General features: G+C 57.5%; 18 protein-coding genes. 13 read left to right on the top strand and 5 right to left on the bottom strand.

Annotation, left to right across the window (positions count from 1 at the left end; all coding sequences use genetic code 11):
- Position 1 precedes the first annotated feature (1 nt).
- Positions 2–1,054: a substrate-binding domain-containing protein gene (locus tag J7382_RS01535; RefSeq protein WP_209066647.1), complete on the bottom strand. Its 1,053-nt coding sequence runs from the start codon at positions 1,052–1,054 to the stop codon at positions 2–4.
- A gap of 197 nt (positions 1,055–1,251) precedes the next feature.
- On the opposite strand from J7382_RS01535, the gene J7382_RS01530 reads away from it, so the two are divergent.
- The 8 genes from J7382_RS01530 to J7382_RS01495 all read left to right on the top strand — a co-directional run bounded on the left by J7382_RS01530 (position 1,252) and on the right by J7382_RS01495 (position 12,890).
- Positions 1,252–2,610 carry an ABC transporter substrate-binding protein gene (locus J7382_RS01530; protein ID WP_209066646.1) on the top strand — a complete coding sequence of 453 codons (1,359 nt, stop codon included), beginning with the start codon at positions 1,252–1,254 and terminating at the stop codon, positions 2,608–2,610.
- Between the two features lie 73 nt (positions 2,611–2,683).
- Complete coding sequence (locus J7382_RS01525) at positions 2,684–3,910, top strand: sugar ABC transporter permease (RefSeq protein ID WP_209066644.1); 1,227 nt, start codon at positions 2,684–2,686, stop codon at positions 3,908–3,910.
- Positions 3,911–3,921: 11 nt separating this feature from the next.
- A complete protein-coding gene (locus J7382_RS01520) occupies positions 3,922–5,091 on the top strand; it encodes a carbohydrate ABC transporter permease (RefSeq protein ID WP_209066643.1) in 1,170 nt (389 codons plus the stop codon).
- Positions 5,092–5,152: 61 nt separating this feature from the next.
- A complete protein-coding gene (locus J7382_RS01515) occupies positions 5,153–6,817 on the top strand; it encodes an alpha-amylase family glycosyl hydrolase (protein ID WP_209066641.1) in 1,665 nt (554 codons plus the stop codon).
- Positions 6,810–7,931, top strand: a complete 1,122-nt coding sequence (gene ugpC, locus J7382_RS01510; RefSeq protein WP_209066639.1) for a sn-glycerol-3-phosphate ABC transporter ATP-binding protein UgpC — start codon at positions 6,810–6,812, stop codon at positions 7,929–7,931. The genes J7382_RS01515 and ugpC overlap by 8 nt, the downstream gene beginning before the upstream one ends.
- A 272-nt stretch (positions 7,932–8,203) precedes the next feature.
- Positions 8,204–9,109, top strand: coding sequence for a PhnD/SsuA/transferrin family substrate-binding protein (locus J7382_RS01505; RefSeq protein WP_209066636.1), 906 nt, complete (start codon positions 8,204–8,206; stop codon positions 9,107–9,109).
- Positions 9,110–9,111: 2 nt separating this feature from the next.
- Positions 9,112–11,562: a response regulator gene (locus J7382_RS01500; protein ID WP_209066634.1), complete on the top strand. Its 2,451-nt coding sequence runs from the start codon at positions 9,112–9,114 to the stop codon at positions 11,560–11,562.
- 74 nt (positions 11,563–11,636) lie between these two features.
- Positions 11,637–12,890, top strand: a complete 1,254-nt coding sequence (locus J7382_RS01495; protein ID WP_209066632.1) for an FAD-dependent oxidoreductase — start codon at positions 11,637–11,639, stop codon at positions 12,888–12,890.
- 67 nt (positions 12,891–12,957) lie between these two features.
- Here J7382_RS01495 and J7382_RS01490 read toward each other — a convergent pair whose 3' ends face one another.
- The 3 genes from J7382_RS01490 to J7382_RS01480 form a co-directional block, all read right to left on the bottom strand.
- Positions 12,958–14,430 carry a heme biosynthesis HemY N-terminal domain-containing protein gene (locus J7382_RS01490; RefSeq protein WP_209066630.1) on the bottom strand — a complete coding sequence of 491 codons (1,473 nt, stop codon included), beginning with the start codon at positions 14,428–14,430 and terminating at the stop codon, positions 12,958–12,960.
- Positions 14,431–14,440: 10 nt separating this feature from the next.
- Positions 14,441–15,718, bottom strand: a complete 1,278-nt coding sequence (locus J7382_RS20195) for a mitofilin family membrane protein (protein WP_209066628.1) — start codon at positions 15,716–15,718, stop codon at positions 14,441–14,443.
- Between the two features lie 75 nt (positions 15,719–15,793).
- Complete coding sequence (locus J7382_RS01480) at positions 15,794–16,504, bottom strand: uroporphyrinogen-III synthase (RefSeq protein WP_209066626.1); 711 nt, start codon at positions 16,502–16,504, stop codon at positions 15,794–15,796.
- Positions 16,505–16,585: 81 nt separating this feature from the next.
- Between J7382_RS01480 and tsaD the strand changes: the two genes are divergently transcribed.
- Genes tsaD through J7382_RS01455 form a run of 5 tightly spaced genes read left to right on the top strand, consistent with a single transcriptional unit; the run spans position 16,586 to position 19,779 of the window.
- Positions 16,586–17,683, top strand: coding sequence for a tRNA (adenosine(37)-N6)-threonylcarbamoyltransferase complex transferase subunit TsaD (gene tsaD, locus J7382_RS01475; RefSeq protein WP_209066624.1), 1,098 nt, complete (start codon positions 16,586–16,588; stop codon positions 17,681–17,683).
- Positions 17,680–18,633 carry an NAD(P)H-dependent glycerol-3-phosphate dehydrogenase gene (locus tag J7382_RS01470; protein WP_209066622.1) on the top strand — a complete coding sequence of 318 codons (954 nt, stop codon included), beginning with the start codon at positions 17,680–17,682 and terminating at the stop codon, positions 18,631–18,633. The genes tsaD and J7382_RS01470 overlap by 4 nt, the downstream gene beginning before the upstream one ends.
- Before the next feature lie 3 nt (positions 18,634–18,636).
- On the top strand, positions 18,637–18,912 hold the full coding sequence (locus J7382_RS01465) for a YciI family protein (RefSeq protein ID WP_209066620.1): 276 nt from the start codon (positions 18,637–18,639) through the stop codon (positions 18,910–18,912).
- Complete coding sequence (locus J7382_RS01460) at positions 18,912–19,331, top strand: EVE domain-containing protein (RefSeq protein WP_209066618.1); 420 nt, start codon at positions 18,912–18,914, stop codon at positions 19,329–19,331. The genes J7382_RS01465 and J7382_RS01460 overlap by 1 nt, the downstream gene beginning before the upstream one ends.
- Positions 19,332–19,383: 52 nt before the next feature.
- On the top strand, positions 19,384–19,779 hold the full coding sequence (locus J7382_RS01455; protein WP_209066616.1) for a DUF1761 domain-containing protein: 396 nt from the start codon (positions 19,384–19,386) through the stop codon (positions 19,777–19,779).
- A gap of 375 nt (positions 19,780–20,154) precedes the next feature.
- On the opposite strand, the gene J7382_RS01450 is transcribed toward J7382_RS01455, so the two are convergent.
- Positions 20,155–20,496, bottom strand: coding sequence for a DUF2853 family protein (locus J7382_RS01450; RefSeq protein WP_209066615.1), 342 nt, complete (start codon positions 20,494–20,496; stop codon positions 20,155–20,157).
- Positions 20,497–20,691 lie beyond the last annotated feature (195 nt).

Raw genomic sequence — 20,691 nt, 5'->3', positions numbered from 1 at the left:
TTCACCCCTCCTGTTGCAGAACCTCTCGCAAAGCTGGCGCCGGCCCGGTGGATTGCCCAACCGTCAGCGCCGCCTCAAGCATCTCCTGATGCACACCATCCCCCGCGCCTTGGATCATGGAAATCAGCCCTTGCGCCACGCGCCGACCAGCCTCCCGTACCGAAGACCGGACCGCAGTGAAGGCGGGCACATCGCCGTCATTGCTGAAATAACTCAGCGCATCATCATGGATCACAACAGAGACATCCCGCCCCATCTGCAACCCGGCCTCCGCAATGGCACGTCGAATACCAATCGCCGGAATGATGGAGGACACCACAAAAGCGGTGGGGGGCATCGCCATCGCCAATGCAGCTTTACAGGTTTCATACCCATAGTGCTCGGTCATCTCCTCGTGGAACATAAGCTCCGGGGTCACCGGCACCCCCCGCGACTCAAGCGCCGCGACATAGCCCGCTCCCCGGCGGGTGGCAAAATCCATATCTGCCAAACCATTCAAAAGTGCGATCCGGCGATGTCCGAGATCAAGCAAAAACGTCGTGGCCCGCTCAAAAGCCCGCGTGTTGTTCACATCCACCCAGCTGTAGTCCGCAGCCACATCTGAAGAGCGGCCATGGACAACAAAGGGAACCCCAAGCTCCTGTAACAGCGCGATCCTGCGATCATTCACCTTGGGACCATGGACAATCACGCCATCCACCGCCCCGCGTGACACCAGCTTTCGATAGCTGGCTTCTTCCTTCTCATCATCCACCACCGACAACAGGAGATCATAGCCATTGTCCGAGTAGATCTCGCCCGCACCGGCGATGAAATCCGCAAAAATCGGATTGACCATCTCATGCTTTTTGCTGACCGGAAGCACATGGCCAATTGTCATGGCCCGCCCGGTGGCAAGCGTCTTGGCGCGGGTGTTGGGCGCATAATTATGGGCTTTTGCCGCCTCCAGCACCTTCTGCCGCGTGGCCTCCCGCACCTCCGGATAGCCATTCAACGCGCGGCTCACGGTGGTTTGAGACAAGCCTAACTTTTCGGACAGCTCTTTTAAGTTCATCGTTTTTCGCTCTCAAAGCGCTTTGATTCTATATCACCTCACCCTAACTGGATGTGGGTTTCTCACAAAGCAAGTATTCCGAATACCCTAATAAATCATATGTAATATTGACACAAGGCAACCAGAATTCTCCAAGATTGCAAAATCCAAAGCGCTTTGGTAACTTATCCACAGTTCATGAAATCGGGAGGATATCCATGAAACTGACTCTTTACGCTGGCACGGCGTCTCTTGCGCTGACCGCAAGTGCCGCCCTGGCCGATGGCCACCTCAAATTCACGCCGGGCGAAGGTGCCTTCAGCTGGGACAGCTACAGCGCCTGGGCGGAAAACGCACCGGATCTCAGCGGACAAACCGTGACGGTCTCCGGTCCATGGCTGCAGCCTGAGGATGATGTCTTCCGCTCCGTCCTGGCCTATTTCTCCAAAGCCACCGGCGCAGAGGCCATCTATACAGGCTCTGACAGCTTTGAGCAGCAGATCGTGATCGATGCCGAAGCGGGCTCCGCCCCAAACATCGCTGTCTTCCCGCAACCGGGGCTGGCCGCCGACATGGCAGCGCGCGGCCTGCTGCACCCGCTGCCCGCCACCATGGGGCCGTGGACCGTTGAAAACTATGGCGCAGGTCAAAGCTGGGTCGATCTGGGCACCTATGCCGACCAATCTGGCGCGGATCAGCACTATGGCTTCTTCTACAATGTGAATGTGAAGTCTCTGGTGTGGTATGTGCCGGAAAATTTTGAGGATGCGGGCTATGACGTGCCCGAAACCATGGAAGATCTGCGCGCCCTCACCGAAGAGATTGTGGCAGATGGCGACGTGCCATGGTGCATAGGTCTGGGATCCGGAGCGGCCACCGGCTGGCCGGCGACTGACTGGGTAGAAGACATCATGCTGCGCACCCAGCCCGCCGAGGTCTATGACGCATGGACAACAAACGAGATTCCCTTCAACGACGCACGTGTGGTGGACGCGATTGAAGAGTTCGGCTGGTTTGTCGGAGATGACGCCAAAGTCTCCGGCGGCGCGGGGGCGGTGGCCACCACTGATTTCCGTGACAGCCCCAAAGGCATGTTTGCCGCTCCGGCAGAGTGCTACATGCACCGTCAGGCCTCTTTTGTACCGGCTTTCTTCCCAGAGGGTATCGCCTTTGGCGAAGATGTCGATTTCTTCTATTTCCCTTCCTATGAAAGCAAAGACCTGGGCAATCCGGTTCTGGGCGGCGGCACGCTGATGGCAATCACTGACCCATCTGATGCCACCACCGCTTTGATGGAGTTCTTCCAACTGCCTCTGGCACATGAGGTCTTTGGCGCACAGTCAGGCTTCCTGACTCCCCTGAAAACTGTGAACCCAGAGACTTACCTCAACGACGCTCTGCGCGGTCAGGCCGATATTCTGGTGAATGCCACAACCTTCCGTTTTGACGGTTCTGATCTGATGCCCGGTGCCGTCGGCGCAGGATCTTTCTGGACCGGCATGGTGGATTTCGCAGGTGGCAAAGACGCCTCAACCGTGGCCGATGAGATCCAGCAAAGCTGGGACGCTCTGAAATAAGCCACGCACCAACCGACTTCGCCTCGCGCGTCTGACGCGGGGCGGATATACCTCAACAAGGTGGGGAAGCACCATGTCACCAGCGCTACTGGGTCTTGTGACCATCGCGATCGGTGTGGGCGGATGTCTCGGGTACTTCTATCTGTCCAATCTGCTGCTGGATAAAGTTCTGTTTCCGGCCAAAGGGCCAAATGCCGGGCGCAACATCAACCGCGCCAATATGATCCGGCCATGGCTGTTCCTCGGCCCAGCCCTTTGTGCGCTTGGCCTCTATCTCGGCTACCCCGTGATCGAGACCCTTCGCCTGTCGCTCACGGATCGCAGTCAGGAGGGGGCTTTTGTCGGGCTCGCCAATTATCAGCAGATGTTTGCAGAGCCCAAATTCTGGGAAGCCATGCGCAACAACATGCTCTGGCTCATTGTCGTGCCCGCCGCCTCCACCGCTTTTGGGTTACTCGCCGCCCAACTGACCGACCGCATCAAATGGGGGGCCTTTGCGAAATCCCTGATCTTCATGCCCATGGCGATCTCATTTGTGGGCGCGTCGGTGATTTTCAAATTGGTCTATGATGCCCGCCCGGCGGGCAATGAACAGATCGGCATACTCAACGCTGTATGGATGCAATTTGACGGCGGATGGGGCGCCCTCCTCACCATGCATGTATTGCCCGCGCTTCTGCTCCTGAGCTTCGCAGCGCTTGTCCTCTATATCTGCTGGGGCCTTTTGCGACCAATCTTGCAAAAAACCTGCACCCCTGTGCAAAAACTGCTGCGCCTTTTGGGGGCCTTGATCGGCCTGTGGTTTGCAAGCCTTGCTCTGAGAAACATCTTTCCCGTGATCACCGCAGACCTGCCCTACGGCACGCCTCAAACCTGGCTGACCCTACCGTTTTACAACAACTTCTTCCTGATGATTGTGCTGATCTGGATTCAGACCGGCTTTGCCATGGTGATCCTCTCCGCTGCACTGCGAGGCATTCCTGAAGAAACAGTAGAAGCCGCCATTGTCGACGGGGCAAACCCGTTTCAGATCTTCTTCAAAATCAAAGTGCCGCAGATCATGCCAACAATCGTTGTGGTCTGGACCACGATCACCCTTGTCGTGCTCAAGGTCTTTGACATCGTCTTTGCCATGACCAACGGCCAGTGGGAAACGCAGGTCCTCGCCAATTACATGTATGACAAACTCTTCCGCGCCAATGACTGGGGCGTCGGATCAGCCAGCGCCATCATCATCATGCTGCTCGTCTCCCCGATCCTGATCTGGAACGTGGTGCAGGCCCGCAAAGAACTGCGCTGAGGAGAGACGGCATGAACCCTCTAACAGGACGCAAATCCACACTGTCATGGGCCGTAAACCTCTCCGTCATCGCACTTGTGACGCTCTGGCTTTTCCCCACCATTGGCCTCTTGGTCTCTTCCTTTCGCACCGCAGATCAGATCTCCGCCTCCGGCTGGTGGAAGGCGCTTTTCCCGTCTGAACAGATCATTCAGCTGCGCACAGCGGGCGCTGACTCAGCCAACAAAGAGGGCGACCTATGGGTGGTGGAAGGCAACATTCTGCGCAGTGGCAGCGCGCAGGCAACCGCAGTGCCAGACACTACCATTTCCCGTTTCGGCGTCTCCTCCAAAGCGGTGAATGCCTATTCCGTCGGCGACACAGCGTCGTTCGCCAAAGACAGCAAAACCTTCACGCTCAAGGCGGATGGCACCTATCGCCTCACCTCCACCAAGGCGCTGAAATCGCGCGGTCAGCGGGTGTTCATCACCGCAACCCTGCCGCCGGACTTCACATTGGACAACTACGATCAGGTGCTCTTCTCCGGCAGTACAAATGACAGCATGACAAAGGCGTTTTTCAATACGCTCACCGTCACCATTCCGGCCACAATCATTCCCATTCTGATAGCTGCTTTTGCCGCCTATGCTCTGGCATGGATGGAGTTTCCCGGTCGCATCCTGCTGATCGCTGCCATTGTCGGCTTGCTGGTGGTGCCACTCCAACTGGCCTTGATCCCGCTCCTGAAGCTGCATCTCAATATCGGTATCGGCAAAGGCTACCTGGGCGTCTGGCTGGCACACACTGGTTTTGGACTGCCCCTCGCGATCTACCTTCTGCGCAACTACATGGCCGGACTGCCGCGCGATATCATCGAAAATGCCAAAGTAGACGGCGCCACAGATTTTCAGATCTTCACCAAGATCATCCTGCCCCTGTCCTTCCCCGCTCTGGCCTCCTTTGCCATTCTGCAATTCCTTTGGACATGGAATGACCTGCTCGTGGCCAAAGTCTTCCTGATCGACAGCACCGGTAACACCACCGTGATGACCAATCAGATCGTCGAATTGCTTGGCACCCGTGGCGGCAATTGGGAGATACTCGCAACAGCCGCTTTTGTTTCCATCATCACCCCGCTCTGCGTGTTCTTCGCCATGCAGCGCTACCTCGTGCGCGGCCTTCTGGCTGGCTCCGTAAAATAGTCTCTAAACCTGCCTAAAGCCTCACTCACTGGACACATCCATGACCTATCAGGATCCGAACATGACCCAAGCAACCCCACATATCACAGACCCTGATTGGTGGCGCGGCGCGGTGATCTATCAGATCTACCCGCGCTCCTATCAAGACAGCAACGGCGACGGGATCGGCGATCTTGCTGGCATCATTGAGCGTCTGCCCCATGTGGCCAGCCTCGGAGTTGATGCCATCTGGCTCTCCCCCTTCTTCACATCTCCCATGCTGGATTTCGGCTATGACGTTTCCGATTACCGAGACGTCGATCCGATGTTTGGCACCCTATCAGATTTTGACGCCCTGATCAGTCGTGCCCACGCGCTTGGCATCAAAATCATCATTGATCTCGTTCTGAGCCATACCTCTGATCAGCATCCATGGTTTGTCGAAAGCCGCACAGATCGCAACAACGCAAAATCCGATTGGTATGTCTGGGCCGATCCCAAAATGGATGGCACGCCGCCCAACAACTGGCTCTCGATTTTCGGCGGTCCCGCTTGGCAATGGGACACCTCCCGCCAGCAATACTACCTGCACAATTTCCTTGCCGAACAACCAGACCTGAACTTCCACAATGCAGAGGTGCGCCGCGAACTGCTTGATGTGGCCCGTTTCTGGCTGGACCGAGGGGTGGATGGCTTCCGTCTGGACACCGTGAATTTCTACTACTGTGATGCCCGGCTGCGCGACAATCCCGCCCTGCCTATGGAGGAGCGCAACGACAACATCGCTCCAGCGGTGAACCCCTACAATCATCAGGAACACCTCTTTGACAAGAACCAACCGGAGAACCTCGACTTCCTGAAAGACCTGCGCAGTCTGCTGGATGAATATGAGGCCATCACCACCGTCGGGGAAGTTGGCGACAGCCAACGTGGCAGCGAAATTCAGGCCACTTACACCGGCGGCGGTGACAAACTGCATATGGCTTATGATTTTGCTCTGCTCTGTCAGGCCTACCCAACCGGCACGCGGGTGGCCGATATCATGCAAACCGCACAAAGCTTTGGCAACGACAGCTGGGGCTGCTGGGCCTATTCCAACCATGATGTGGAGCGTCACGGCTCTCGCTGGTCCCTATCGGACGCCGCCCAGCGCACTTATGCGGCCCTGCTGATGTCCCTGCGCGGCTCGGTCTGCATCTATCAGGGGGAAGAGCTTGGGCTGTCAGAAGTCGAGGTGGATTTTGAGGATCTACAGGATCCCTATGGCATCCGTTTCTGGCCCAAGTTCAAAGGTCGTGACGGATGTCGCACCCCCATGGTCTGGAAATCTGACAATCAGAATGGCGGCTTCTCAGAAAGTAAGCCATGGTTACCCGTCGCTTCAGATCATCTGGCCAAGGCGGTCGCAGCTCAGGAAACAGCGCCCAACTCTATGCTGAATTTCTATCGCCGCCTGATTGCGTTCCGCAAGACACACCCCGCCTTGCTGAAGGGAGACTTCACGCTACTGCACGCCGACGATACATCCATCCGCTTCCTCCGCAGCCATGCGGGTACCACCACCCTTTGCGCCTTCAACCTCTCAGACACGGAACAGAGTTTCGATCTGCCGGCGGGTGCCTGGACCACCGATCCAAAGGCCCCCTTCACCATCCAACGCGATGGCAATCAGATCACGCTCCCCCCCTGGCAGGCGGCCTTTGCCTACAAAAAAGGCTCTAACACAGGGGAAAACAGCCATGGCTGATCTGGTCCTCAAGGATGTTGCCAAATCATATGGTCAGGTGACCGTGCTTGAACATATTGATCTGGAAATCGAGAAAGGCGAACTGGTGGTTTTTGTCGGCCCCTCTGGCTGTGGGAAATCCACCTTGCTGCGCATGATTGCCGGGTTGGAACACATCACCTCAGGCACATTGGACATCGATGGGGTACGCGTAAACGATGTGCCTCCCAGCGAGCGCGGCATCGCCATGGTGTTTCAGTCTTACGCGCTCTATCCGCATTTGACAGTGCGGGAGAATATGTCTTTTGCGCTGAAAATCGCCAAGATGAGCGCCGCTGAAATCGACACCCGTGTCGAGAAAGCCGCCAAGACCCTTCAGTTGCACAATCTATTGGATCGCCTGCCCAAAGAGCTTTCAGGAGGACAACGCCAACGTGTCGCCATCGGGCGCGCCATTGTGCGTGATCCAAAGGTCTATCTGTTTGATGAGCCGCTGTCCAATCTGGATGCCGCCCTGCGTGTGGCCACAAGGATCGAGATCGCTCAATTGAAAGAGAGCATGCCTGACAGCACCATGGTCTATGTCACCCATGATCAGGTCGAGGCCATGACCCTCGCATCCCGCATCGTTGTCTTGGCCGGGGGCGGTATCGCGCAGATTGGCACGCCGCTGGAGTTGTATGAACGTCCTGAGAATGAGTTTGTCGCCCAGTTCATCGGCTCCCCTGCAATGAACCTGTTGCCCGGCCAGATCACCGGCACAGGTGCAGTGACCACCATCGCGCTCACTGGTGGCGGAAGCGCGACTTCCCATGTGCCAACCCTGCCTGAAGACATGGGACGACAAGTGAACATCGGCATTCGTCCCGAAGATCTGATCACCACAGATGGCGCTGCAATTTTCACGGGCATCGTTAACATCACCGAAGCCCTCGGCGAGGTGACACTGCTCTACTTCGAAAGCCAGGGCGCTGCGGATCCAGTAATTGGCAAACTTCAAGGCATCCATCGTGATCTGAAAGGGCAGAGTGTATCACTCACTGCAGACCCGTCAAAAGTGCACATATTCGCAGACACGCAATCCCTGCTTTATCGCGACGCTCCCATCAGGCGCATTGCCAAGAAAGCCCATTAATTTGAGATAATTCCGTTGCGCCACTTTGTTTTTGGCAGGCTTACGATCTGGTGCGTGCTGCCAAATCAATGCAAAGTCGCGCCATGTATCAAGTACGTCACGAATCATGTCACGATTTTCTCTGTTGTTTTGAGAACACGCCGTGGGTCACAGTCCGCCAATCGATAAAATTTTATGTAAATTTACATAATTCGAATAACTTTTGGCGCGCGTTAACAGGTGGTCAAGATTTTCTCTCTAGGGCCTTAAAGAACGGCATGGGGATATAAAAAATGTTGTGCGTGAAACGAGTCTGCGCTGCTCTGATCTGTTGCCTGATCAGTTTCGCGTCGCTGTCGGCGACAGCGGAAACACTCACGATCGGAACTCTCAACGAAGGGGTCCGCGCACAGATGCGCGCCTATGAAAGTCTGGTCAGCTACCTGCAAACCCATCTGGAAGGCTCCAAGGTCACGCGCGTGCGTGTCTTGATGCTCCCCACATCAGACCGCATGTCTCATGCGATGATGAATGGCGAAGTGGATGTCTTCATGGACAGCCCGCTTGTTGCCGCGAAAGTGGCGCGGGTATCTGGTGCAAAACCCACCATGCGACACTGGAAGAAGGGTGAAAGCAGCTACTACGCAGTGCTGGTCACCAATGTCGACAGTGGCATCACATCTGTTTCAGACCTTAAAGGTAAGAAGATGGCATTTGAGGAAAAGGACTCCACTTCCGGGTTCCTCCTACCAGCTCAGATGCTGCTCAAATCGGGATTAAAACTGCACGAGTTGCACAACATCAGCGCTGATCCCAAAGCAGACGAAGTGGGATATGTTTTCTCCGCCCACGACAAAAATTCAATCTACCTACTCGCCAGTGGCCGCGTTGACGCAATTGCCACCAACCCAGAAAGCCTGCGCCTCCTTCAAGAGGTCCGCCCGGACACATTTGTCTCCTTCGCAAAATCGCCAACCGTGCCACGCCAGGTGCTGTTGCACCGCGCGGGCATGGACCCTGACATTCTGCACGACTTACGCACAGAACTTGCCAACCTCTACCGCACGCCAGATGGGCGCGAGGTGCTCAAGAAATTTCAGAATTCTTCAGGCTTTGATGATTTTCCCGAAGGAGCAGAGGCTGCCTTTGTGCCAATCTATGAAATCCTTGATGATCTAGAGGGGGCAGGGCTCTACTGACCATGTCCGGCGCAGAAACCCATACGACAGGACGTATCCTGAAAGCGCATCGCTCACTGACCTATGGTCTCGGGCGGCGCATGACCATGTATTTTGGTCTGATGATCGGCGCCTTTGTGACAACGCTGATTTACCTCAACACCATCACGCAGCTTGAATTGGTGCACACCCGCTTTTCAGAGCGCTCAGACTCGCTTGGCATCCTCATTCAGGAAGTGACGCTGCCCTACCTGTTTGACAACCGCCCTGCGGAACTCGACATCATCTATCAGGAGTTGATGCGCCAGCCGGATATCCTGAGCCTGAAGTTTGTGGATCCTCAAGGCTACCTTCTTGTGAACGGAGCCTCCGACGGCAACGCTCTTTTTCTGGGGCGCACCGAAGACCCGCTTGTCGAACTGGCTCTGGCCTCTGAAACCACTCAGATCGTTTCTGAAGATGATCGCATTCAGGTGGCCGTGCCCGCGCTTTATGGCAATGTGAATTACGGCACGATCCGCTTTGATCTGGATGGCAGCGCCGCCAATCGCGAAGTCGATCTGGTGCTGCGCAGAAACCTCATGTTTGGCGTTTTCTTCACGCTCACGGGCATTCTTCTCAGCGTCTGGATCTCGCGCCGCCTGACAGAGCCGCTGGCCCGCCTGAACTCCGCCACCGAACGTGCTGCCAAAGGCAACCTGAACCAATCCATCGTCATCCGCACCAATGACGAAGTGGAAAGCCTCGCAGAAAGCTTCAACCTGATGCTCGGCAACCTGCGCGCCTGGGTGAAATCTCTCGAAGACACGCAAACCAAACTCGAAGTGTCTGGGCGCGACCTGAATGCCAAGAACACAGAGCTGCAGGTGGCCGTCGAACAGGCAAAAGCCGCCGAAAAGGCAAAATCTCAGTTCCTTGCCCGCATGAGCCATGAAATCCGCACGCCGATGAATGGTGTCCTTGGCATGTCGGAACTTCTGGCCGACACAGATCTGTCCCCCAATCAGCACAGCCTGCTGGAATCCATCCACTCCTCCGGCTCAACGCTGCTGCACATCATCAATGACATTCTCGATTTTTCCAAAATCGACAGCGGCCATATGACGATCCGCGAAACCCGCTTTCGTCCCATTGACGTGATCGAAGGCCCGGCTCAGATGCTCGCTTTTCAGGCCGCACAAGCAGGCGTGGACATCCTGACACGGGTGGAACCAAATCTGCCGCTGACATTGCTTGGGGATGACGCACGTATTCAGCAGGTGATCATCAATCTGGTGGGCAATGCGCTCAAATTCACCGATGACGGCTATGTGCTGATCAATGCCACCCGCAAGCAGGAGGTCGAGGGCGAAATGCTTCAGATCGACGTCTGTGACACCGGTGTGGGCATCCCCGAAGAAAGCCTCAGCACGGTGTTTGATCAGTTCACCCAAGTCGATGGCTCCTACAGCCGCAAGCATCAGGGCACTGGCCTTGGTCTCGCAATCGCCAAAGGCTTCGTCGAACTTATGGGCGGCCGTATCTGGGTGAAATCAGAATTGGGGACAGGCACCACCTTCTCATTCAATATTCCGATCCGTACGCCTGACAGCAAGCTGCCAGAGCAACGCATTCACACGGCCGATCTGCACAACGCCAAAGTTCTGGTGCTACAGCCTGAACCGACCGCCCTGTTTGTCATGAACGAGGTGCTCTCAGAATGGAACGCACAGGTCGCCACATTCTCATCACCGCAGGATGCGTGTGCCGCCCTGCAAACCGCTCAGAGCGATGGTGCGCCTTTTGATGTCGTCCTGACGGAGACCAAATTCACCGGCTTTGAGGAAAAGAAACTGCGAACCGATCTGGATACAGCCATCGCAGGCGCGGCCACCCGCGTGATCGCCATCCGCCCAATCGAAGATGCTCTGGTAACAGAACACCACGGCGTCTGCACTTATGATGGCGAGCTGCTCAAACCTGTCCAGACAAGCAAGCTCCTTCAGGCCGTTCAGCCAGAGAATCCGGCCATCCACAACGACGCACAATCCGCAGCTGAAAACAAACGCACATCTCCTAATACCAACGCCCGTGAGACAATTGCAGAAGAATTGTCGATTGCTGGCTCAAACAAGACCATCCTGATTGTGGATGACAACAAGACAAACCGCAGGCTGATTGAAATCTTCCTCTCACGGCTGGGCATTCCTTTCCTCTCTGCCAATGACGGGCAAGAAGCTGTGGCCCAGTTTGAAAAAGCGCAGCCCGATCTGGTTTTGATGGATGTTTCCATGCCCGTCATGAACGGTTTGGATGCGACACGCGAAATCCGAAAGCTGGAAACACATTCCGGCGCGCAGCCCAGTCATATCATCGGCTTGACCGCGCATTCCGCCCCTGAGGATCGACAAGCCTGTCTCGACAGCGGGATGAATGCGCATATGGCCAAACCGATCAAACTCAATCAGTTGCGTGAGGTGCTGCGCGGCATCTGACCCAAAGTCCGGAATTTTGTTTGAAACCTCCCTCAGGTAGCGTCACTACTGTGTCAATCAAGGGGAGCGGGTGCATGTCACAGACACAGAAAACCGTCGTCGTGGTCGGCGCAGGCGTCAATGGGGCGGCCACCGCTTTGTGGCTACAGCGCGCGGGCTGTGCCGTCACCCTGATTGATCGGGACCAACCCGGCATGGCTGCCTCCTTTGGCAACGCCTGCCTGCTGGCCAGTGCGGCCATCGTGCCCAATGCCACACCCGGCCTCGCGCGCAAAGCACCCGGCTATCTGATGGATCCGAATTTCCCTCTGTTTCTGAAACCACAGCACCTGCCCCGCCTGCTGCCTTGGTTTGTGAAATTTCTCGGCCACGCCAATGACCAGGACGCCCGTCGGGTCAGTCGCGCCCTGGCGGATCTCATCGGCGACGGCGTGGACCAACACAAGTCACTTGCCCATAACACCGCCGCCGCGCGGTTCATCGTCGAAACGGACTATCTCTTTGCCTATAAAGACCGCGCCGCTTTTGAGGCAGACAGTTACGGCTGGGGCCTGCGCGCCGAAGCGGGTTTTGTGCCCGACATCGTCGAAGGCCCTGCCGTTCAGGAAATTGAACCGATCCTAAGTGCCCAAACACAGCTTCTCGCGGTGCTCAAGAACCACGGGTTCATCCTCAATCCGGCCTCCTATGTGCAGGCGTTGGTTGAAACCTTCACCGATATGGGCGGCACCTTTGTGCAGGATGAGGTGCGCGATTTTGATCTGTCTGGCGGCCGTGTCTCTGCGGTAAAAACCAAGACCGCACAATTTGGGTGTGATCACGCCGTTCTCAGCTCCGGCATCTGGTCCAAGCCTCTGATGCGCAAACTGGGCCTGACCGTCCCGCTTGAGGCTGAACGCGGCTATCACATCACCTTCAAAAACCCCTCTGTGCGCACCAACCATCCCGTCATGATCAATGCCGCCAAATTTGTGGCCACCCCGATGGATCAGGGCCTGCGCTGTGCCGGCATTGTAGAATTTGCCGATCTGTCAGAGAAAAAATCCAAGGCCCCTCTGGCCTTGCTGCGCCGCAAAGTGGCTGAAGTCTTCCCCACGCTCACAGCCGAAAGCGAAAGCGAATGGCTCGGCTTCCGCCCCACGCTGCCAGACAGCCTGCCCATGGTCGGAGAGATTGGTGAAAGTGGCGTGTTTGCCGCCTTCGGCCATCAACATATCGGCCTTACCGGCGGAGCAAAAACCGGGCGTCTGGTGGCGGATCTGATCACAGGGCGCAGCCCCAATACAGATCTCTCTCCCTTTGATCCAATGCGGTTTTCCCAAGCTTAGGCCCAAAGAAAAACGGCCCTGACCAAAGTCAGAGCCGCTTGATTTTCTGGGTAATAGAGGCCGCGCTTCAGACGGGTTTGGCCTCCGCGCTTTCAGGGGCCTCGCTGGCGTCCCCCTCCACAACATCCGCCGCTTCCGGCATCTCCTCTTCGGAGTGGTCTTCCAGTGCCCCAATGATCAGCGGCAACATGGCTGCGCTGGTCACGTTGAGCGCTTCACTCTCCGGTGGCGTGGTCCAGACCAACGTGTCAAAGCCGCCGCAATTGTCACAGACCGGCGTCCATTCCGCATAGATTGCATTACAGTTGCTGCACACCCATTGCGGCCCACGCGGCGCGCTCAGCGCCTTGGCAAGGAAGCCTTTGACCACAGCGTCATTGGCCCCTTCACCGCGCTCAATCGCCGCCATGATCGTCAACGCACGCTGTGTCGGGTCACTTTCATGCAGACCGCCCAGCGCCCGACGGGCCTCCGGGAAGTCCTCTGCCGCAATGTAAAGCTCCGCCATCAGCATCTTGGTTTCAGAATGCTCCGGCGTGTTTTTAACCAACGCTTTGAACCGTTTGATGCGCGCCTCTGGGGTTTCCTCTGGCGCGATCTCCGCAAAGGCCGCCGCCAGATCCGGATGCGGCTGCGCATCCCAGGCCTTTTTGATCAGGCGGGTCGCATTGCGCGGCTTGCCCTTTTCGATATAGCCTTTGGCGGCAATCACCGCCGCCGGGATCAAATCCGGAGACAGGCGGTTGGCTTCAATGGCCTGCTCGCGCATCTCCACTGTGGCCCCTTCGGCAATCACATCCTTGGCCTCAGACAGAGCCAGCACCGCATCCCGGCGCCGGTGCACATCGCGTGGCAAGGTGCCGTGGCGCAGCTTCGCATTGAGTGTCCCACGCGCGCCTTTCCAGTCCTTGCTCTCCGTCTGCAACCGCAGCAGCGTGTCCTGCACCTCTTCATGGCGCGGCTTGAGGGCAAAAGCCTTCTCTGCCAGCTTCAGCGCCACATCCGTCTGACCAGCCACCAGCTTCTGCTTCATCAGCCCCCGCACACCCACAAAGCGCGTGCTCTCATCCTTGAGCAGCTTTTTGTAGGTCTCTTCGGCCTTCTTGCTGTCGCCGCTCATCTCCGCAGCCTGCGCCACAATCAGATTGGTCAGCTCCGGCTTGCCCAGCTTCTTCTCGGCAATCCGGGCCTTCTCCATGGCCGCGCGCCCCTCACCAGAGGCCAGCGCCATCACACTGTCAGACAGCGCCTGATAACCCCGCTTTTCACGGTTGCGGTCAAAATACCGGCTGATCGCCGTCTCATCGCCGTTGAGAAATTTGAGCACAGCCACGAGAAAGCCAAACAGCAGGATGCCAAGCCAGACCGCCGTCACCAGCGCAATCAGCGCCAGCGCGGTCTGAAACGGGCCAAGGCTGTATTCCACACCCGCCACGGTGACCATGACACCGCCATCACTTTCCAGCAGATAAATCGAGCCATATGTCAGCCCGGCGACAATGGCGATAAACGCAATAATTTTGATCAGGGACCAGAGCATAAAACGACCCTCAGTTGTTGTTCAGGGTTTGCGCCAGATCTTCGGCGGCTTGCGCAACATCGCGACGGGTCTGCGCTTGCGCGGCCCATTCTGACATCACAGATTTTGGCCCCTCGGCCAGCGTGTCCAATTCGGCCAGTGCCGCGTCCAGATCCCCCGCTTTCAGCGCCGCTTCCGCGCGGCTGAGGATCGCATCCGTATCACTGCCTTCCCGCGCTTCCACAGAGCGCGCGCCAAATTGTGTTTTCAGGAAATTGCCCAGCTTGTTGCCGGTGCCCGCATCGACCTTATCGGCCCGCGCCTGCGCCAAGGCGGCCCGTGCCGCATCCGGATAGCTCTCAATCAGAGCCGCAAGCGTCACAATGCCCTCATCCGCGTGACTGTCTAAAACGGGGGCAACACTGCCACCCGTCACAGAGGTCAGATCCACAATCGCCGCGCGATACGGCGCGCCGCTGTCCAGCGCGGCCACGATACGCGTCACCGCTGTGCGCGCCAAAGCCACCTGTGCAGAGTGATCCGCCTTCTCCTTCAGCGCCGCAGCCGTGTCTGCCTGCTCTGCCACAAGCTCCCTAAGTGCGGCCACTTCGCGCCCATAGGCCGCCAGCGCCGCAGCACTGGCCCCTTCATCCAGCGGACGTGCCTCAATCGCGGTCAGGCGCGCTTCCAGCGCTGCCACAGCCTCTGACATGGCACTGATCTCTGCCCCAAGCCCCGTCAAAGCTGCGCCTTGCTGCGCCCCTTCGCTGCGGGCTGTCTCAGCGGCCTCCACCTGCGCGGCTTGGGCCGCCTCAAGCGCCTTCAAGGTCTCAGACATCTCGGCCATGGCTGCTTTGGTATCGGCCCCAAGGCCAAGCTGATCACCAAAATAGACAGCCCCGCCAAATCCAATGGCCGCAGCCACCACACCACCCAGCACAAGCGGCACAAAGCCGCCTTTGCGCGGTGCTGGCGTCACAGGCGCCTCCGTGCTTGGCGCAGATACCTCTAGCTCCGTTGCGACCTCAGCTTCCGGCACTGAATCGCTCTCCGGCGCATCTGTTGCGTCCTCCGGCGCCTCATCTGTCTCAACGGACAGCGCATCTTCCGCAGGTTCCGCGATTTCCAACGGATCCTCTGCAGTGGGCTCCGCCCCCTCAAGGTCTGGATCCTCCGCCTCCGCCGCGATGTCTTCTAAAATCTCGGCGTCTTCGACCTGATCGGCCTCCTCTGTCAGCTCCGCTGCCTGAACGTCAGGCTGATCCTTGAGATCTTCGCTTGGCTTGTCCGACTTATCCGTGGTCCCCACAGGTCACCCTTTCGAATCCGTTTTTTTTGCAAATGCAGCACCAATCTAGGCGAGCATCTCTTTTGTCTCAATGCGTCACCCTGCGTCTAACAGTCCCGTGATGGCATTTGTCATACTCTCTGCATCCTTCTGCGCTGCCACAATCACCTGATCACAGGGCAATCCCCCCAAAGCCTCTTTCACAGCCTCACTCATGGTAACCACAGTCAGCGGCGCGTCAAACGGGCCTTGCGCCCCAAAGAGGGCAGCAGCTCTGGGTGAGAAAAGCGGCACTATTACAGGGGATTTTTGTGATAATATTCGCAAAGCAGGTTCCGAAAGCCCGCGCGCTTCTTGTCGATAGACCACAATTTCCCGTGTATTCAGCCCCGCCGCAGTCAGGCGCTGTGCCACCGCGCCCCGTGTCACTGCACCGCAGAGATGTATCAGCGGACCTTTGGGCGCATCGGCCAGAATTCGCGCAACCAACTGATCCGCATCCCCCTTTGCCGCCACCGCAGACCAGCCTTTGGCACGCGCGGCCTCCGCCGTCGCTGGGCCAACACACCACGCAGACTGCCCAGCGCCCTCAGGTGCCACCGCCACCGCGTTACGGGATGTAAAGATCACGCCGCTGGCCCCGCTGACCTCCGCCATAAGCGCGCTTTGATTGGGCATCGGCACAATCTCCACAATCGGAGAGATCACAATGCGCGCCGTCACACCCTGTTTCCTCAGATTGGCAGCAAACCCCTCCGCATCGGCCCGTGGCCGCGTCAGCAAAATCAAAGGGGTCTCATCCACCATCAGGCCCGCCGGGATTGTTTGAACCGCCTTCTGGTGTTACCTGCCACAGAACCCCGGCGCAACGGCAAGGACATGTGGCACATGGACAGACCCCTCACCATTCTCGGCATCGAAAGCAGCTGTGACGACACCGCCGCCGCAATTCTGCGCCAACCTGAGGAAGGCCCCGCCGAGATCCTCGCCTCTGTGGTCTATGGCCAAACTGATCTGCATGCGCCCTATGGCGGCGTGGTGCCAGAGATCGCCGCCCGCGCCCATGCCGAAAAGATTGACCTCAGCATCGAGGAAGCGCTCGCCAGCTCCGGCGTGCCCCTCAAAGAGGTTGATGCCATCGCCGTGACCTCCGGGCCGGGTCTGATCGGCGGTGTGATTTCTGGCGTGATGTGCGCCAAAGGCCTTTCTGCCAGCCTCGGTGTGCCGCTGATTGGCGTAAACCATCTGGCCGGCCACGCCCTGACCCCGCGCCTCACAGATCAGGTGGCCTTTCCTTATCTGATGCTTCTGGTGTCGGGCGGACATTGTCAGTTTCTCATCGCCCATAGCGCCGAAAAATTCACCCGACTGGGCGGCACAATTGACGATGCCCCCGGCGAAGCCTTTGACAAAACCGCCCGCCTGCTGGGTCTGCCACAGCCCGGAGGCCCCTCCGTACAGTCCGAAGCGACCAAAGGGGATCCCAAACGCTTCCGCTTCCCCCGGCCGCTTCTGGATCGTCCGGGATGTGACATGTCCTTCTCCGGCCTCAAAACCGCACTCTTGCGTCAACGCGATGCTCTGATCGCCGAACAGGGCGGCCTGACCCTTCAGGATCGCGCCGATCTCTGCGCCGGATTTCAAGCCGCTGTCGTGGATGTTCTGGCCGAAAAAACCCGCCGCGCACTGGCACTCTATCTAGAGGAAGCTCCCTCAGAGCCCCTGCTTGCCGTGGCCGGAGGCGTGGCGGCAAATACCGCCATTCGTGCCGCGTTAGAGACTGTTTGTGCGCAAAACAATGTGACCTTCACCGCACCACCTTTGGCGCTCTGCACCGACAATGCCGCCATGATTGCCTATGCCGGTCTGGAGAAATACGTCGCTGGACAGATCGATGATATGTCGCTTGCCGCGCGCCCACGTTGGCCGCTGGATCAAACTGCCCCAGCCTTGCTTGGCTCTGGCAAAAAAGGAGCCAAAGCATGATTTCCGTTCTCGGCGCTGGCGCCTTTGGCACAGCACTCGCCGTGGCTTTTGCCCGTGGCGGTGATCAGGTCACGCTTTGGGCCCGCGATGCACAGGCCGCCCAAGACATGCAGAGCAAGCGTGAAAATCCCCGCCTGCCGGGGGTCACATTGCCCAAAACAGTCTCTGTTACAGCTGATTTTACCGCTTCTCTTTCCGATGTGATCCTGCTGGCCGTGCCGATGCAAAAACTGCGCGGCCTGCTGCAATCCCATCCAGAGCTGTCAGGCCGCACCCTGATCGCCTGTTGCAAGGGGGTCGAACTTGGCACACAACTTGGCCCTGTGGCAGTGATCCGCGATGTGTTGCCAAAGGCGACACCGGCCATTCTCACCGGCCCCAGTTTTGCCGCCGACATCGCCCGTGGCCTGCCCACCGCGCTGACCTTGGCCACGCCTGAAGAACATACCGGAAAAGCCCTGCAACAGAGACTGCTATCCCCTAATTTACGCATCTACCGCACCACAGATACAGTGGGGGCCGAGCTGGGCGGGGCGCTCAAAAACGTGATCGCCATCGCCTGTGGCATCGCCATTGGTGCCGGTCTCGGCGACAGCGCCCGCGCCGCACTGATGACACGCGGCTACGCCGAAATGCAGCGTATGGCGCAAGCACTTGGCGCCCAGCCAGACACGCTTGCCGGATTATCCGGTTTTGGCGACCTGACCCTGACATGTTCATCTGACCAATCGCGCAACTATCGCTTTGGCCTGTCTCTGGGGCGGGGAGAAGACTTTGACCCATCGGTGACTGTTGAAGGAGCGGCAACCGCCCGCGCCGCCCATGCCCGCGCAAAAGTGATAAATATCGACATGCCTATCACCGCAGCCGTGGTCGCAATCCTCGATGGGGGCTTGCAAATCCGCGACGCCATGGAAATGTTGCTAGCAAGACCCCCCAAGGAGGAATGACCGATGCTGATCGCCCTGATGGCCAAAGACAAACCCGGCGCGCTGGATGTGCGCAAAGCCAACCGTGACGCCCATGTTGCCTATCTGAAAGGCTCCGGCGACACCATCATGATGGCGGGCCCCTTTCTGGATGAGGCCGGAGAGATGTGCGGCTCCCTGATCATTCTCAACGTCGCAGATATGGCCGAAGCGGAGGCTTGGGCCGCAAATGACCCTTACAAAGCCGCCGGTCTGTTTGAGAGCGTCAAGCTTCAGGCTTGGAACAAGGTTCTGGGCTGATGCGCTATTGGCTGTTCAAATCCGAACCCTCCACCTGGAGCTGGGACCAGCAGGTTGCCAAAGGCGAAGTCGGGGAGGAATGGGACGGCGTGCGCAACTATCAGGCGCGCAACTTCATGCGGGACATGGCCGTGGGAGACCGCGGCTTTTTCTACCATTCTCAGAAAGAGAAATCCGTGGTGGGTGTTGTGGAGGTCTGCGCCGCAGCCCACCCCGACAGCACCACAGAGGATGATCGCTGGGACTGTGTGGATATCAAAGCCGTCGCGCCACTCAAACGCCCGGTGTCGCTGGAAATGATCAAAGCCGATCCTCGGCTCAGCGAGATGGTTCTGGTCAAAAGCGCCCGCCTCTCGGTGCAACCAGTCACCGCGGAAGAATGGCAGATCATTCTCGAACTCAGCGGTTCTCAAATCTGAAAATTCAGGCATAATTTCCCCTGCGTCATTTTAGCGGAGGGGAGAACACTTCATGGAATTTCTAGCAGTCTTTGCCGCGGCTCTGGCCTCATATGTGCTGGGCTCCATCTGGTACATGACACTTGCCAAACCCTGGATGGCGGCCTCCGGCGTGCCCACAACAGAGGATGGCAAACCCGCCAACGCCAACAATCCAATGCTCTATATCGGGGCTTTTGTCTGTGCCCTGATCGTCTCCGGCATGATGCGCCATGTCTTTGCCCTCTCTGGCTTTGACAACATTGGCGAAGGGCTCATCGCAGGCTTGGGGATTGGGCTTTTTCTGGCCACCCCCTGGATCATCACCAATTACAGCTTCGCCGGCCGTCCGCGCGCGCTCATGCTGATTGATGGGGGCTATGCCACATTGGGCTGCACAGCCATGGGTGCCGTGCACATGCTGTTCTGAGAACCGACATCTCACACAAAACGCCTTAAAAGCACAAAACGCGCCACTTACATTGGCGCGCTTGCGTCTAGGATCCATAGAGAAACATCTCCGTGATCCATATTCGGAAGGGATTTCTAATTTAACATAGGGGGCCTGTCTCCGCTCCAGCCAGACCCCCTATGCACCCCGCGTGTATCCCATACCACCACACGCGACTTTGATTCTTAGGGTCCGGCCATCCTAGCCCGACATATTATTTCTAACCGAGCCGCAGCCGATCTTGCAAATATCAAGTATCTACAATCTGACTCGAACCCGCTGCACTCTGTCAAGAAATGAAAAAAACGCCCAAGGCCAACAGGCCTCAGGCGCGCATTCTAATCCCGAAATATTTCAGAGATACTGGCCTTCTTTGCCGAAATGTTTGGTCAGCATATAATACACCACGGCCCGGTATTTGTTGCGCTCCGATTTGCCATAGGTCTCAATCACCGCATCAATCGCGCTCATCAGCTCTGGCCCGTCGCTCAAGCCCAACTTCTTGATCAGAAAATTGTTTTTGACCGTCTCAAGCTCTTCGGGCTGGGAACTCGCCACAGTTGACGCATCATCATTGTAGATCGCCGGACCACAGCCAATGGTCACTTTGGTCAACAGATCCATATCCGGCTCAATACCGCATTTGTTTTTCAGATCTTCCGCATATTTCGCGATCAGCGCGTCCCGTTTGCCCATGATTTTCTCCCAGAGTGGTGATGAAAGCATCTGATCTGTGGATCAGACCCCAGTATGACGCATAAATGAGCCATGGCAGCAAATAGCACAAAGGGAAAACCACCCCCGCTTTCCCCGCACAGCCCTATAGGCCTTCGCACATATAAAAACGGCGCCCCAATCCGGGACACCGTTTCTTTTTTCAGTCTCTAAACC

Origin of the sequence: Shimia sp. R11_0, from assembly GCF_017744035.1 — a bacterium.
Taxonomy (GTDB): Bacteria; Pseudomonadota; Alphaproteobacteria; order Rhodobacterales; family Rhodobacteraceae; genus Shimia; species Shimia marina.
The sequence above is the reverse complement of the archived record's forward strand: the minus strand, read 5'-3'. Positions and strand labels throughout refer to the sequence as shown.

Bases quoted from the DNA above. Each gene is read 5' to 3' on its own strand.
- J7382_RS01535 (WP_209066647.1), bottom strand. From the start codon at position 1,054: ATGAACTTAAAAGAGCTGTCCGAAAAGTTAGGCTTGTCTCAAACCACC.
- J7382_RS01530 (WP_209066646.1), top strand. From the start codon at position 1,252: ATGAAACTGACTCTTTACGCTGGCACGGCGTCTCTTGCGCTGACCGCA.
- J7382_RS01525 (WP_209066644.1), top strand. From the start codon at position 2,684: ATGTCACCAGCGCTACTGGGTCTTGTGACCATCGCGATCGGTGTGGGC.
- J7382_RS01520 (WP_209066643.1), top strand. From the start codon at position 3,922: ATGAACCCTCTAACAGGACGCAAATCCACACTGTCATGGGCCGTAAAC.
- J7382_RS01515 (WP_209066641.1), top strand. From the start codon at position 5,153: ATGACCCAAGCAACCCCACATATCACAGACCCTGATTGGTGGCGCGGC.
- ugpC (WP_209066639.1), top strand. From the start codon at position 6,810: ATGGCTGATCTGGTCCTCAAGGATGTTGCCAAATCATATGGTCAGGTG.
- J7382_RS01505 (WP_209066636.1), top strand. From the start codon at position 8,204: ATGTTGTGCGTGAAACGAGTCTGCGCTGCTCTGATCTGTTGCCTGATC.
- J7382_RS01500 (WP_209066634.1), top strand. From the start codon at position 9,112: ATGTCCGGCGCAGAAACCCATACGACAGGACGTATCCTGAAAGCGCAT.
- J7382_RS01495 (WP_209066632.1), top strand. From the start codon at position 11,637: ATGTCACAGACACAGAAAACCGTCGTCGTGGTCGGCGCAGGCGTCAAT.
- J7382_RS01490 (WP_209066630.1), bottom strand. From the start codon at position 14,430: ATGCTCTGGTCCCTGATCAAAATTATTGCGTTTATCGCCATTGTCGCC.
- J7382_RS01480 (WP_209066626.1), bottom strand. From the start codon at position 16,504: ATGGTGGATGAGACCCCTTTGATTTTGCTGACGCGGCCACGGGCCGAT.
- tsaD (WP_209066624.1), top strand. From the start codon at position 16,586: ATGGACAGACCCCTCACCATTCTCGGCATCGAAAGCAGCTGTGACGAC.
- J7382_RS01470 (WP_209066622.1), top strand. From the start codon at position 17,680: ATGATTTCCGTTCTCGGCGCTGGCGCCTTTGGCACAGCACTCGCCGTG.
- J7382_RS01465 (WP_209066620.1), top strand. From the start codon at position 18,637: ATGCTGATCGCCCTGATGGCCAAAGACAAACCCGGCGCGCTGGATGTG.
- J7382_RS01460 (WP_209066618.1), top strand. From the start codon at position 18,912: ATGCGCTATTGGCTGTTCAAATCCGAACCCTCCACCTGGAGCTGGGAC.
- J7382_RS01455 (WP_209066616.1), top strand. From the start codon at position 19,384: ATGGAATTTCTAGCAGTCTTTGCCGCGGCTCTGGCCTCATATGTGCTG.
- J7382_RS01450 (WP_209066615.1), bottom strand. From the start codon at position 20,496: ATGGGCAAACGGGACGCGCTGATCGCGAAATATGCGGAAGATCTGAAA.